The following is a 12,467-nucleotide window of genomic DNA, read 5'->3' as shown; positions in this document are numbered from 1 at the left end:
CGGCGGTCAGGCGGCGGTCAGGTACGCGCTCCAGCCGCCGGCCGGCGACCGGCCCGGGCCGAGGCCCTGGAGCCTGGCGAGCACCTTGGGGTCCTGGACCTCCAGCCAGTCGGTGAACTGCCGGAAGGATACGAGCCTTACATCCCTTTTGTCCGCCATGCCCTTGAGTGCCTCCTCGACGGCGTCCATGTAGATGCCGCCGTTCCACTGCTCGAAGTGGTTGCCGATGAACAGGGGTGCGCGGTTCGTCTCGTAGGCCCGCCGGAAGCCGCCCAGGTAGGTGGCCGTGGCCTGGGCGCGCCAGCCCGGGTAGTTGGCGGGGACGCCCTGGGTCGTGTTCTTCGACTGGTTGGCGAGGATGTTGTAGTCCATCGAGAGGACCTCGAAGGAGTGCCCGGGGAACGGCAGGGACTGCAGCGGCAGGTCCCAGATGCCGGACCTGCGCACCGGCCAGACCTGGAGGCCGCCGGGCGAGCTGGAGTCGTAGCGCCAGCCCAGCCGCTGAGCCGTCGGCAGGAGGCTGTCCCGGCCGAGCAGGCAGGGGGTGCGGGCACCCTTCAGCTCCTTGGCGTAGTCGAAGGGCAGGGGTTCGACATCGGTGAATCCGGTGTTCGTGCGCCAGTTGGTGACGAACGACACGGCCTGCTCGATCTCGGTCTCCCAGTCCTGCGGGGTCCACCGGCCGACCGAGCCGGATCCGGCGCAGAAGTGGCCGTTGAAGTGGGTCCCTATCTCGTGCCCGTCCAGCCAGGCCTGGCGGACGTGCGTGAGGGTGGAGCGGACGTTCTCGTCCTTGAGGTAGCCGATGTCCGAGGCCCCGACGGGGTTGTTCGGCGGCCGGTAGAGGTGCCGCTTCGACTCGGGCAGCAGATAGATGCCGGAGAGGAAGAAGGTCATGGCCGCGCCGTGGTCCTTGGCGAGCTTGAGGAAGCGCGGGAAGAGACCGTTGCCGATCTCCCCCGCGCCGTCCCAGCTGAAGACGACGAACTGCGGCGGGGTCTCGCCCGGCTGGAGCGGCACGGGCGCGTCCGGTTGGTTCGGCTGCGGTCCGGTGTCGGCGGTGGAGCCGTCACCGATCGGCCTGGCCGCCGGCTTCTCGCCGGGCTTCGGGTTCCTGACGGGTCCGGGAGAGCCGGGACCGGACGTGTCCGATGAGCCGCAGCCCGCGATTCCCATCGCGGCGGCCGCACCAAGTCCCAGTCCCAGCAGCCCCCTCCGACTGACTCCCCTGATGTCGCGCATGTCACCGTCCCCACTGTCGACCACCCATACCGACCCGAAGTCCATATAAACGGACAATCGGTTCGGACATGCGAGCTGACACGGTGATTCCCGCGCGACTTGTCTTTAGTTGGGCAGAACCGTAACGGCCTGTAACAGTCGGTTGATCAAGACCTGATCGGCCCGACCCGATCGGCCCGGCCGCACCGGCCGGGCCCGGATCGATCGAACAGGGGTCAGGCGCCGAACGCCTTGGACGCGCCCTTCACCGGCTTGGCCCCGGCCAGCAGGTGAGCCGGCACCAGATCCCGGGCCGGCTCGCTGTACCCCACCGACACCAGCTTGTCGCCCTGGAAGGTGAAGGAGGTCATCGAAGCCAACGTGCACTGCCGGCGCCGCGGGTCGTGCCACAGCCGACGCTTCTCCGCGAAGCTGCGCACGATCCAGATCGGCAGCTGGTGGCTGACCGCCACCGCCTCCCGACCGCGGGCCGCGTCGCGCGCCGCCTCCAGCGCGCTCATCATCCGGACCACCTGCTCGACGTAGGGCTCGCCCCACGACGGCTTGAACGGGTTCGTCAGGTGCTTCCAGTTGCCGGGCTTGCGCAGCGCGCCGTCGCCGACCCCGAAGGTCTTGCCCTCGAAGACGTTCTCCGCCTCCAGCAGACGCGCGTCGGTCGCCAGGTCCAGTCCGTGGACCTTGGCGATCGGCTCGGCCGTCTCCTGCGCCCGCTCCAGCGGGGAGGACACCACGTAGGCGATGTCGCGACCCTTGAGGTGGTCCGCGACCCGGTCCGCCATCTGCCGGCCCAGCTCGGACAGGTGATAGCCGTCACGGCGCCCGTAGAGCACCCCGTCGGGGTTGTGCACCTCGCCGTGGCGCACCAGGTGCACGACGGTGAGCTCGGGGGTGGCGGGCGTGGCGCTGCTGCTCATGCGGTGGCCTCCGCGGCGGCTCGGGCGGCGGCCGGCAGCGCCGCCGCGATGCGCTCGATCGCCTTCTCGTCGTGGGCGGTGGAGACGAACCAGGACTCGAAGGCGGACGGCGGCAGGTACACGCCCTGCGCCAGCATCGAGTGGAAGAACCCGTTGAAGCGGAAGCTCTCCTGCTTCTTGGCGTCGTCGTAGTTGCGCACCTCGTCCTCGGTGAAGAAGACGGAGAACATGTTGGACGCGGTCTGCAGCCGGTGCGCCACGCCCTCCTTGGTGAGCGCGCCGGTGACCAGGCCCTGGATCTCCTTCGAGACCGCGTCGACCTTCTCGTACGCGGCCGCGTCGAGCAGGCGCAGCTGCGCGAGACCGGCGGCGGTCGCGATCGGGTTACCGGAGAGCGTGCCGGCCTGGTAGACGGGACCGACGGGGGCCAGGTGACCCATGACATCGGCGCGGCCGCCGAAGGCCGCGGCGGGGAAGCCACCACCCATGACCTTGCCGAAGGTCATCAGGTCGGGCTCGACCCCGTCGACGCCGTACCAGCCGGCGCGGGAGGTCCGGAAGCCGGTCATGACCTCGTCGGAGATGTAGAGCGCGCCGTTCTCCCGGCACAGGTCCGCGAGCCCCTGGTTGAAGCCGTCGGCGGGGGTCACCACACCCATGTTGCCGGGCGCGGCCTCGGTGATCACGCAGGCGATCTCACCGGGGTGCGCGGCGAAGGCGGCCCGGACCGCTTCGAGGTCGTTGTAGGGGAGGACGATCGTGTCGCCGGCCTGCGCACCCGTCACACCGGGGGTGTCCGGAAGCGCGAAAGTCGCCAAACCGGAACCGGCGGCGGCCAGCAGGGCGTCCACGTGACCGTGGTAGCAGCCGGCGAACTTCACGACCTTGGCGCGACCGGTGAAGCCGCGGGCCAGCCGGATCGCCGACATGGTCGCCTCGGTGCCGGAGGAGACCAGGCGGACCTGCTCCACGGGTTCGATGCGCGCGACGATCTCCTCGGCGAGCGCCACCTCTCCCTCACCGGGCGTACCGAAGGAGGTACCACGGGCGACGGCCGCCTGGACGGCCTCGATCACCTCGGGGTGCGAATGGCCGAGGATCATCGGTCCCCACGAGCACACGAGGTCGACATACTCACGACCGTCGGCGTCGGTGAGGTACGGACCGGTCCCGGACACCATGAACCGGGGCGTACCGCCCACGGCGCGGAAGGCGCGCACGGGAGAGTTCACGCCGCCGGGGGTCACGAGGGAGGCGCGCTCGAAGAGCGTCTGCGAAACTGGGGCTTCATACGGGTACGGGTAGCTCACACGAGCCATGGTCTCAGAGGCCGCGACAGACTTGCGGACGGGCGTTTCACCGCGTCGCACCGGGGGAGGTCACTGCCATGATGATCAGGCTGCGTGGCGGGGGCCGCGGGGCCGGGGCAAGCAAGACCAGTCGGGTGGAGATATGCAACGCGGTGGTGGACCGGGCGAGGGAACGGACGGCCTCGATCCGCAGCGCGCCCGCGAGGCCCGCCGCCGGGGCAAGCACCGCCGCCGCGGAACGGAGGCGGCCGACGCCGTCCCCGTACCCACGTCCCCGTCCGACGACCTGCCCAAAGGCCGCGGCATGGGAGTGACGTACAAGTACTTCGGCGCCCCCGACGGCGCCACCGCCGCCCGCGTCCCGGTCACGATGCGCCCCGAGGAGCTCGGCGGCGACGAGCTCGGCATGGGCGGCCTCTTCACCAAGATCAAGCCGGAGACGGTGGCCGCGATGGTCCTGACCGGCATCGAAGGCATACCCCTCCACAAGGTGCCCCCGCTGGAGCTGGTCGTCCTCCACCCCGACTACGCGGTGGTCAAGCTCCCCATGACCGTGGTCGACCCGCTGCGCGGAATCGGCGAGGAATCGGTGGGCGCGGCGGCCTTCATCTGGTCCACGGTCCCGGACCGCGGCGGCCCCAGCGACGCCTTCAACGTCTACCAGCTGCTCCACGAATGGCAGGATTTCAGCCACCGCCTCCACGAGGCCGGGCACCAGCCGTACTGCCTCGTCTGGCCCTGACCGCAGGACACGCCGAGCACGCCGAAGGGTCCGCCCCCTTCTTCCGGACGCCCGCTCTTCTAGACGCCCGCTCTTCTAGACGCCCGCGCGCAGTGTTTCGGCGGGCAGGATGCGGGCGGCCGCCAGGGCCGGATAGAGCCCTGCGGCCAGGCCCACGACGAGGCCGACCAGCGGGCCCGCGGTGGTGAGGACGGGGTCGAGGACCACCAGCCAGTTCTTGGCCAGGCAGGTCACCGCCGTGATCTGGACGCCGAGCACCGTGCCCACCACCCCGCCGGCCAGTCCCACCAGGCCGCTCTCGATGCAGAACTGTCCGGCGACCGCCCGCCTCGAGGCGCCCAGGGCCCGGCGCAGGCCGATCTCGGAGCGCCGCTCCAGCACGGACACGTAGGCGGTGTTGCTGACACCGAGCGCGCCCACGCCGAGCGAGACCGCGGCCAGGCCCAGGAACAGGGCCCGGGTCTGCGACTCGACGCCCTGACGCAGCGACCGGGGGTCCGGCGGCACCAGCGCGACGAGTTTGTCCGGGGCGCCCGGGGCCAGCGCGAAGGGAGCCTCCTCACCGACCTGGTCGGCGGCCCCCAGCTCCGTACGGATGATCATCTCCGCGGGGGCGAAGCTCAGTCCCGCCGGATCCTGCGACGCGGCCCAGTAGGGGACGACGACCGAGCCGGTGAGGTTCGTGTCGCCGGTCGGGGCGCGGAAGACGCCGAGCACGCTGAAGGAGACCCCGTTGACATGGATCACGGAATTGGCCGCACCGCCGTCCACGGTCAGCCGGGAGGCGGCGGCCGTGTCGATCAGCGCCACCCGCTCGCGCCGCGCCTCGTGACCCGTGTCGAACCAGCGGCCCTGCGTGAGCTCCGCCGACATGGCCAGCAGCGCTTCGGGCTGCGCCGCCATCACCGTGCCCTCGGGCAGGTCGTTCTCCTTGCCACCGGGCAGCCGCGAGACGGCCGGCTGCTCGCCGGCCCTGCTGACCAGCCCGGCGCTGCGGACACCGTTGAGCTCGCGCACGCGCCGGCTGTCACCGCCGTCGGGGCGCGGCCGGACCCCGGCGACGGCCTCCGACGGGTACTTGACCGTCACCCGCGTCGCCTTGAGGGCGTCGAACTGGTCGGAGACGGCACCGGCCGCGCTCGCCGTGATGCCGAGCGTGGCGAGGGCGGCGGCCAGCCCCACGGAGATGCCCACCATGGTGAGGAGCGTGCGGAACCGTCGGCCGAACAGCGCGAGGAACGCCTGGACCAGCAGATCCGCCGGCGAGGTACGGGGGTTTCCCGGCACTGACTTCCGCGCCTGCGCCTTGCCCCTCGCACGGCTACGAGACACGGCCGTCCACCACCTTGAAGACGCGGTCGGCCCTGGCCGCGACGTCCTGTTCGTGCGTGACCACGACCACGGCCCGGTCCTGCGCGACCAGTCCGGTCAGCAGGTCCATGACGCGGGCCGAGTTGGCGGTGTCCAGGTTGCCGGTCGGCTCGTCGCACAGCACGACCGCCGGCCGGTGGACGATGGCCCGCGCGACCGCGACGCGCTGCCGTTCCCCGCCGGAGAGGGTGGTGGGCTTCACGTCGAGCCGGTGCCCGAGCCCCACGGACTCCAACGCCCGCACCGCCTGCGGCCGCCGCTCGGCCCGCGGCACGCCCAGGTGCACGAGCGGCAGGGCCACGTTCTGTACGCAGGTCAGGTGCGGGACCAGGTGGAAGGCCTGGAAGACGAAGCCGAGCGTGGAGGCCCGCAGGGCGGTGCGGGCGCGTTCGGACAGGGCGGTGGTGTCGTGGCCCTGCAGCAGGTACCGGCCGCGGGTCGGGACGTCGAGCAGTCCGAGCACGCTCAGCAGCGTGGACTTCCCGGAGCCCGAGGGGCCGACGATGGCCGCCAGCCGGCCGGGCCGGATGTCGAGCGTGACGTCGGCCAGCGCGTGCACGGGCGACGGTCCCGGATAGGTCTTCGCGATGCCGGTCATCTCGATGACGGGGGCCGGCTCCTCCTCAGCCATCGGTACCGCCCGAGCCGTCCTCGGATCCGCTGTCCGCGGGGCTGCCGCGGCGGACGAGGACGACCGTCTGGCCGGCGGCGAGGTTCTCGTCGAGTGCGTGGACCGCGCTGAGGCCCTCGTGGGTGAACAGCACCTCGACCGGGATGTTCCGCTCCTTGCCGCCCTCGGTGACGGTGACCGTGGACGAGCCGCCGAGGTCGGTCCAGACGGCCGACACCGGGACGGTCAGCGAGCCCTTGGGGCTGCGCCGGAGTTCGACGGCGATCTGCTGGGTGGAACCCTCCTTGGCCTCCGCGCCGGTGGGTACGAACAGCGCCTCGTGCCGACCGCCCTCGGCACCGGAGCCGTTGCCACCGCCGTTGCCGGCCGCGGTGCCCGCCGGGCCCGCTCCCGCCGTACCGGCCGTGGCCGCGCCGTCCTGTCCCCCGCTCTTGCCGCCCTGCTGGTCCCCGTTCTTCCCGTCCGAGGGGCTGTCGAGGGAGCCCAGGGTGCCTTCCCGGCCCTCGTACGGGCCGGTGCCGAAACGGATGACCGCGTCGGCCGGCAGATCGCGCAGCCGCGTGCGCTGGTCCGCGCTGAGGACGGCCCGTACCTGGCGGCCGCCGCTGCCGAGGACGAGGAGCGGCTTGTCGGCGGCGTCCCCGACCGCCGCGGTCACCTGCACCACCGTGGCCGGCAGGGTGCCGACGTACGCGACCTCCGCGGCCGGCAGCACCTCACCGGGCTTGGCCGGCCCGGCGGCCGGCGGCGTGCTCGCGCCACCGGTCCCACCCGAGCCGCCGCTGCCCTGCGTGCCGTTGCCGCCGTCGCCGCCGGGGGCCGTGCCGGTGCCGCCGTCGGTCTCCGCGCCGCCCCGGGGCGCCGTGCCGCCTGCCGCGGCCGCCCCGCCCGTGCGGGCCGTGCCGGCGGCGGAACCGCCTCCCCCGGTGGTGCTCTGCCCCTGCCCTGCGGGTGCCTCGTAGCCGGCCGCCACGTACAGCTTGCGCACCGCCTCGACGGTGGCCGGGCCGTAGGTGCCGTTCACCGCCGTCCCGTACAACGGCTGCAGCGCGCGCTGGAGTTGCTGCACGTCCGGCCCCTTGTCGCCCGCCTTCAGGTCCCGGTACGCGGGAAAGCGCCCCGGGAGCAGCAGGACCGGCCGCCCCGACACCTCCGCGACGACGGCCCCGGCCTTGAGGCTCTTGCCCGCGGCCGCGGGCAGGGCCGTCACCACCGCGCGGTCGGTGCCCTGCGGCCGGCCGCCGGTGATGGTGGTGCGGGAGGCCGTCTCGACCTTCCCGGTCAACTCCATCCTCTCGACGAGCTGCTGGTCGGACACCTTCGCGGTGATCTGGGAGGGCGGAGGCGCGGCGGCGTCGGCGGCACGCTGCTCCGGGGTTCTGGCCTGGGAGGCGATCCACCAGACGGAGCCGGAGCTGCCGAACAGCACGAGGACGACGGCGGCGACGACCAGGCCCCGCCGGGACCTGCGCCGCGCGTCCGTCGCCCGCCCGGCGGACGGCCGGCCCACCTGGGTCTCATCGGGGTCTTCGAGGCTCATGACAGTATTAGGACGTCTCTCGCAGTAGATCCTGGGCCTTGCCCTTGGCCTTCGTGATGAGTTCCAGCCACGCCGTGATCTCCGCCTCGTGCTTCACCAACGAGGCCGCCGAGGCACGGCTCTTGGCCTCCCGCGCCTTCGTGTTGAGACCGGCCTTCGTGCCGCATTCGGCATCGGTGGTGGCCTGCTTGATCTCCGCACGCTGCGCGTTGTCGAGCGCCGCGGTGTCACCGTCGGCGATGTTCGCGTAATGCGCGAGTGCCGATTCCCGGGCCTTCTCCGGAGTCGCGATCTGCGGATATCCGCCCGCCTTCATGCAGGAGGACCACTCGGAGAGCGCTTTCTGATATCCGTCGTCATCGGCGAGGATATTCGCGCCGTTCTGCTTGACGCTGTTGTAGACCGTCCAGTTGAGCCGGAGGTATTCCTTCACGTCCCCGTAGACGGCCTTGAGGGTTTCACCGCGGCAGCCTTTCGACGGCACCATGACCTTGCCGCCGCCGAAGTCGAATTCCACGCCACCCTCGGGCTTGTCGACGTACCCGTCCATGGCCATGCTGTGGGCCCGCTTGACGTCCTCGGGCAGTGCGTCGAAGTCGTCCAGGTTCTCCGGGGACTTCTGGTTGTCGGACCTGCGCGGGTCCGCCCCGTAGCCCACGGTGCGGGCGGTCTCGGCCGACGGGGAGAGGTCCTCGCCGCGCTTCTTGCCGGTGTCGGTGGCGGTGCCGCCCGTCGGGAAGACCTTGAAGCCCTTGTCGTTCATGCACTTGCGGATCAGCTTGGTCTCCGCCTCGCGCTCCTGGTCCAGCGCCGCGTTGGCGCTGTCGAGCGCCGCCTGCGCCCTGCGGGCCGTCTCCATGTCCTGCGGGGCTTCCTCCGAGCAGGCCGAGACGGCCGCGCCCAACAGCACCGTCACCGCGATCGCCGTCATTCCCCGGGTGCGCTTCTTCAATGTCGTGTCCTCGTGAAGGTGCGGCCGGGCCGCCCCCGCGAGACGGGGGCGGCCCGGCCTTCAGGCGGTGATCAGCAGCTGCTGCCGTCGTTCAGGGTGTTGCTCGCGCCGTCGTCGTTGGCGTCCCAGTAGTAGTTCACGGAACCACCGGGGACGAGGCAGATCTCCACGCCCAACGTCATCCAGCGTCCGCCGTACGTCTTGGACGACTGTCCGCGACGGTTCCACCAGGAGCTGTCGTTCTCGTAGACGGCCGGCATGTCGATGTCCCAGCGGGCGGATTCGTACTTCGTCCGGTACATCGAGTTGCCGGTGCTGTAGTTGCTGTCCTTGTAGATGCAGAAGTTGCCGTCGTAACACGTTCGGTCCACGGCCGCTGCGGACGGTGCCGCGGCGATGACGCCGGCCACGGCCGCCATCGCGATGAATCCGGCCGAAATCCTCTTACTGAGCACTCGTGACTCCCCCTCGTCGGGTGGTGACTGATGCAGTGAGAGGGCAGGGCAGCCGAAGCCCTTCCCCCCGGTCGGCTGAGATCAGGCTAGGCCACGTCCACGGGAAACAAAAGGTCAATTGCCTTTACCCAAGGGGCTGTTGATGTTTGGAATTGATCATTCACGGATGAATGTCCGGTGCGCGAATCCATCATTCCGGCGCACCGTCACCCCCTGCGGGAACGGAGGTCGACGCAGGTCAGCCCCACGGGCGCCCGGCGGGAGCGACGGAGCGTCGACGCGGCCGCGTCGCCCGGACCCTCGCGGTCCGGATAAACCTCGAACACGCCCTGAAAATCGGCGTGTTCGTGACGTGCGCCACGCCCGGGCGGCCGAAACCCGTGGAGGCGCGGGGCGCGCCTTCGTAGGCTGTCCCGATGGAGACGCGCGTACGGCTGGAGCCCTGGTCCGCCGGGGACTTCTGGCTGCTGGAACGCAAGAACGAGCCGATCATGACCCAGTTCCTGGGCGGCCCCGAGCCGGCCGCGAAGCTCGTCGACCGGCAGCGGCGCTACGAGGCGATGAGCGCGCGGGAGCCGGCCGCCGGCCGGATGTTCCGCGTGGTGTGGACACCCGCCGGCCAGAGCCGCGGCGACGGCCCCGGCGACGACGGCGAACGCGGGCCCGGGGGCGGGCGCGGGGGCGAGGGCGGGCCCGTGCACGGGGGCGAGCCGGAGCACGCCGAGAGCGTCGGATCCGTCGGCTTCTGGGAGCGGGAGTGGCAGGGCGAGCCGGTCTACGAGGCCGGCTGGGGCATCCTGCCCGAGTTCCAGGGTCACGGGCTGGCCGTGGCGGCGCTCACGGAGCTCCTGGCGTACGTCGGCGCCCACGGCTCCCGCGACAGCGTCCACGCCTTCCCCGGCACCGACCACCCGGCGTCCAACGCGGTGTGCCGACGGGCCGGGTTCGAGTACCTGGGCGACGTCGACTTCGAATACCCGCCCGGAGTGCCCCACCCGAGCTGCGACTGGCGCTACCGGGTGGAACTCCCGCGGGACGGGCTCACACCGTCAGGATGACGCGGCCGCGGACCCCCGGCTCCTCCAGGCGGGCGTGGGCCTCGGCGACCTCCGCCAGCGGGAAGGTGTCGGCGACCCGGAGCGTCAGCGCGCCCGCGTCGACCAGATCCACCAGCCGGGCCAGGTGCGCCCCGTCCGCCGCGACCTCCTGCTCCACGACCCGGACACCGCGCTCCGCGGCCGGGGCGTGGTGCGGGATCAGCCCCACGTAGACCCCGCCGTCCCGTACGGAGCCCAGCGCGACCTCGCCGAGCACCGCCGCGTCCAGGACCCCGTCCACGGGCCCGACCGGAGCCGTGCCGCGCGGGACGAACCCGGTCGCGCCCAGGGACCGTACGAACTCCTCGTCCTCGGCGCCCGCCAGCGCCGTCACCACCAGCCCGGCCCGCACGGCGAGCTGGACGGCCAGGGCCCCGACGACGCCCGCGGCTCCGGTGATCAGCACCGAGGAGCCGGGGGCGAGCTCCAGCAGGTCCACGGCGCGGGCGGCGGTGAGGCCGGCGAGCGGGAGCCCGGCCGCGGTCACCGCGTCCACGGTGGTCGGGGCGGACGCGACCGCGGAGGCGTCGAGCACCACGTACTGCGCGTGGCTGCCCAGCGGCTTCACCGTCCCGTGGTGCAGGCCCACGACCCGCTCGCCGGCGCGCCGGCCGGTCACGTCGGCGCCGATCTCGTCGATCTCCCCGGACACGTCCCAGCCGAGGCCCAGGCGCTGCCCGGCGCCGCCGAAGATCCCGGAACGGACCCCGCCGTCCACCGGGTTGAGCCCGGCGGCGGTGACCTTGACACGCAGCTGGCCGGCCGCAGGGCGGGGCACCGGAACCTCGGCCAGTACGACCTGCTCCGGACCGCCGAACTCGCTCACCACGGCCGCCGACATCGTCTGCTCGCTCATCTTCGTCTCTCCCGTTCGCCGATTCGCGCGTTCGCTCGTTCGTTCGCGCGTTCTCGATGAGCACTAACCTAGGGAGAGGTACTCTCTTTTCGTAAGTACGCACTCGAAGGTGCGTACCCGACCCGGAAGTGGGGGCACCCATGGCCACCAGCACCGCCGCGGCCCGCCGCGAGGAAGCACGTTCCGCCTACGACGCCTTCCTCAAGGAATGCCCCACCGGCCAACTCCTCGCCCGCATCAGCGACAAGTGGGTCGGCCTCATCGTCAGCGCCCTCGGCCAGGCCGAGAACCGCACCCTGCGCTACAGCGACCTCGGCCGCAGGATCCCCGGCGTCAGCCAGAAGATGCTCACCCAGACCCTGCGCTCCCTCGAACGCGACGGCCTCGTCACCCGCACCGTCACCCCCACCGTCCCCGTCCGCGTCGACTACCGGCTCACCGACCTCGGCAGCAGCCTCGGCTGCCTCCTGTCCTCCGTGAAGCTCTGGGCCGAGAACCACTTCGACGAGGTCAGCGCCCACCGCGACACCTACGACCGCGCCACCGCGGAGGCGTAATTCGGCCGCACCGACCACCTCGGCAATGGCATGCTGAGCGGGTGAACGGACCCGGCATTCAGCTCACCCTCGCCCCCGAACTACGCCTCTTCGCCCCGCCCAGCCGGCGCGCCGACCGCGTACCGACCGCCACCGACGGCGCCTCCAGCCTCGGCCACGTCGTCGAATCGGCCGGCGTCCCGCTCACCGAGGTCGGCCGCCTCCTCGTCGACGGCCACGAGGTACCCGTCTCCTACGTCCCCCAGGACGGCCAGAACGTCGAGGTGTTCGGCGTCGAACGACCCCAACAGGTCCCCGGCGCCCCCCTCCGCTTCCTCCTCGACGTCCACCTCGGCACCCTCGCCCGCCGCCTGCGCCTGCTCGGCGTCGACGCCGCCTACGAGAACGAGGACATCGGCGACCCCGCCCTCGCCACCCGCTCCGCCGCCGAGCGACGCGTCCTGCTCTCCCGCGACCGCGGCCTGCTGCGCCGCCGCGAACTGTTCGCCGGCGCGTACATCTACAGCGACAACCCCGACGAGCAACTGCGCGACGTACTGGGCCGCTTCGCACCCACCCTCGCGCCCTGGACCCGCTGCACCGCCTGCAACGGCCCGCTCCACGAGGCCGACAAGGAGAGCGTCGGCGACCGCCTGGAGGACGGCACGCACCGCTCCTACGACGTGTTCGCGCAGTGCACCGAGTGCGAGCGCGTCTACTGGCGCGGCGCCCACCACGCCCGCCTGGAACGCATCGTCGACGAGGCCCTCGTGGAGTTCGGCACGGCCTAGCAGGCGGGCCCGCGCGGACCCCGGGCGCGC

The 12,467-nt window shown here is 72.0% G+C and carries 13 protein-coding genes; 4 read left to right on the top strand and 9 right to left on the bottom strand.

All coding sequences use genetic code 11. The features are described 5' to 3' along the window. Window positions 1-6: 6 nt before the first annotated feature. The 3 genes from OG624_RS23455 to hemL all read right to left on the bottom strand — a co-directional run bounded on the left by OG624_RS23455 (window position 7) and on the right by hemL (window position 3,475). Window positions 7-1,242, bottom strand: coding sequence for a hypothetical protein (locus tag OG624_RS23455; protein ID WP_202505401.1), 1,236 nt, complete (start codon window positions 1,240-1,242; stop codon window positions 7-9). 215 nt (window positions 1,243-1,457) lie between these two features. Beyond that, window positions 1,458-2,156: a histidine phosphatase family protein gene (locus tag OG624_RS23450; RefSeq protein WP_030722499.1), complete on the bottom strand. Its 699-nt coding sequence runs from the start codon at window positions 2,154-2,156 to the stop codon at window positions 1,458-1,460. Further along, window positions 2,153-3,475: a glutamate-1-semialdehyde 2,1-aminomutase gene (gene hemL, locus OG624_RS23445; protein WP_266442880.1), complete on the bottom strand. Its 1,323-nt coding sequence runs from the start codon at window positions 3,473-3,475 to the stop codon at window positions 2,153-2,155. The genes OG624_RS23450 and hemL overlap by 4 nt, the downstream gene beginning before the upstream one ends. Before the next feature lie 133 nt (window positions 3,476-3,608). Between hemL and OG624_RS23440 the strand changes: the two genes are divergently transcribed. Next, window positions 3,609-4,208, top strand: a complete 600-nt coding sequence (locus OG624_RS23440) for a hypothetical protein (protein WP_078851388.1) — start codon at window positions 3,609-3,611, stop codon at window positions 4,206-4,208. Between the two features lie 75 nt (window positions 4,209-4,283). Here OG624_RS23440 and OG624_RS23435 read toward each other — a convergent pair whose 3' ends face one another. From OG624_RS23435 to OG624_RS23415, 5 genes are all read right to left on the bottom strand, one after another. Then, window positions 4,284-5,495, bottom strand: a complete 1,212-nt coding sequence (locus OG624_RS23435; RefSeq protein ID WP_033224126.1) for an ABC transporter permease — start codon at window positions 5,493-5,495, stop codon at window positions 4,284-4,286. A gap of 34 nt (window positions 5,496-5,529) precedes the next feature. Then, complete coding sequence (locus OG624_RS23430) at window positions 5,530-6,210, bottom strand: ABC transporter ATP-binding protein (RefSeq protein ID WP_033224125.1); 681 nt, start codon at window positions 6,208-6,210, stop codon at window positions 5,530-5,532. Beyond that, window positions 6,203-7,750, bottom strand: coding sequence for a peptidoglycan-binding domain-containing protein (locus OG624_RS23425; protein ID WP_266352914.1), 1,548 nt, complete (start codon window positions 7,748-7,750; stop codon window positions 6,203-6,205). Before OG624_RS23425 ends, OG624_RS23430 begins: the two co-directional genes overlap by 8 nt. A 7-nt stretch (window positions 7,751-7,757) precedes the next feature. Further along, the gene (locus OG624_RS23420) at window positions 7,758-8,702 is read right to left on the bottom strand and encodes a hypothetical protein (RefSeq protein WP_158711914.1); all 945 of its coding nucleotides are present in this window, start codon (window positions 8,700-8,702) and stop codon (window positions 7,758-7,760) included. Window positions 8,703-8,773: 71 nt separating this feature from the next. Continuing rightward, the gene (locus tag OG624_RS23415; RefSeq protein ID WP_158711913.1) at window positions 8,774-9,157 is read right to left on the bottom strand and encodes a peptidase inhibitor family I36 protein; all 384 of its coding nucleotides are present in this window, start codon (window positions 9,155-9,157) and stop codon (window positions 8,774-8,776) included. A 416-nt stretch (window positions 9,158-9,573) separates the two neighbouring features. Here OG624_RS23415 and OG624_RS23410 point away from each other — a divergent pair, with 416 nt between their 5' ends. Next, the gene (locus OG624_RS23410; RefSeq protein WP_033224123.1) at window positions 9,574-10,215 is read left to right on the top strand and encodes a GNAT family N-acetyltransferase; all 642 of its coding nucleotides are present in this window, start codon (window positions 9,574-9,576) and stop codon (window positions 10,213-10,215) included. On the opposite strand, the gene OG624_RS23405 is transcribed toward OG624_RS23410, so the two are convergent. Then, window positions 10,199-11,095, bottom strand: coding sequence for an NADP-dependent oxidoreductase (locus OG624_RS23405; RefSeq protein ID WP_033224216.1), 897 nt, complete (start codon window positions 11,093-11,095; stop codon window positions 10,199-10,201). The two genes, OG624_RS23410 and OG624_RS23405, sit on opposite strands and share 17 nt — an antisense overlap. A 155-nt stretch (window positions 11,096-11,250) precedes the next feature. On the opposite strand from OG624_RS23405, the gene OG624_RS23400 reads away from it, so the two are divergent. Both OG624_RS23400 and OG624_RS23395 read left to right on the top strand, forming a co-directional pair. Continuing rightward, window positions 11,251-11,667, top strand: coding sequence for a winged helix-turn-helix transcriptional regulator (locus OG624_RS23400; RefSeq protein ID WP_033224122.1), 417 nt, complete (start codon window positions 11,251-11,253; stop codon window positions 11,665-11,667). 41 nt (window positions 11,668-11,708) lie between these two features. Continuing rightward, window positions 11,709-12,437, top strand: a complete 729-nt coding sequence (locus tag OG624_RS23395; protein ID WP_161295326.1) for a Mut7-C RNAse domain-containing protein — start codon at window positions 11,709-11,711, stop codon at window positions 12,435-12,437. Window positions 12,438-12,467: the final 30 nt, after the last annotated feature.

Origin of the sequence: Streptomyces virginiae (assembly GCF_041432505.1) — a bacterium.
In the GTDB taxonomy this organism is placed as follows: Bacteria; Actinomycetota; Actinomycetes; order Streptomycetales; family Streptomycetaceae; genus Streptomyces; species Streptomyces virginiae_A.
The sequence above is the reverse complement of the archived record's forward strand: the minus strand, read 5'-3'. Positions and strand labels throughout refer to the sequence as shown.

Coding starts and splice junctions, on each gene's coding strand:
- OG624_RS23425 (WP_266352914.1), bottom strand. CDS start 7,750: ATGAGCCTCGAAGACCCCGATGAGACCCAGGTGGGCCGGCCGTCCGCC.
- OG624_RS23405 (WP_033224216.1), bottom strand. CDS start 11,095: ATGTCGGCGGCCGTGGTGAGCGAGTTCGGCGGTCCGGAGCAGGTCGTA.
- OG624_RS23400 (WP_033224122.1), top strand. CDS start 11,251: ATGGCCACCAGCACCGCCGCGGCCCGCCGCGAGGAAGCACGTTCCGCC.
- OG624_RS23410 (WP_033224123.1), top strand. CDS start 9,574: ATGGAGACGCGCGTACGGCTGGAGCCCTGGTCCGCCGGGGACTTCTGG.
- OG624_RS23450 (WP_030722499.1), bottom strand. CDS start 2,156: ATGAGCAGCAGCGCCACGCCCGCCACCCCCGAGCTCACCGTCGTGCAC.
- OG624_RS23430 (WP_033224125.1), bottom strand. CDS start 6,210: ATGGCTGAGGAGGAGCCGGCCCCCGTCATCGAGATGACCGGCATCGCG.
- OG624_RS23455 (WP_202505401.1), bottom strand. CDS start 1,242: ATGCGCGACATCAGGGGAGTCAGTCGGAGGGGGCTGCTGGGACTGGGA.
- OG624_RS23440 (WP_078851388.1), top strand. CDS start 3,609: ATGCAACGCGGTGGTGGACCGGGCGAGGGAACGGACGGCCTCGATCCG.
- hemL (WP_266442880.1), bottom strand. CDS start 3,475: ATGGCTCGTGTGAGCTACCCGTACCCGTATGAAGCCCCAGTTTCGCAG.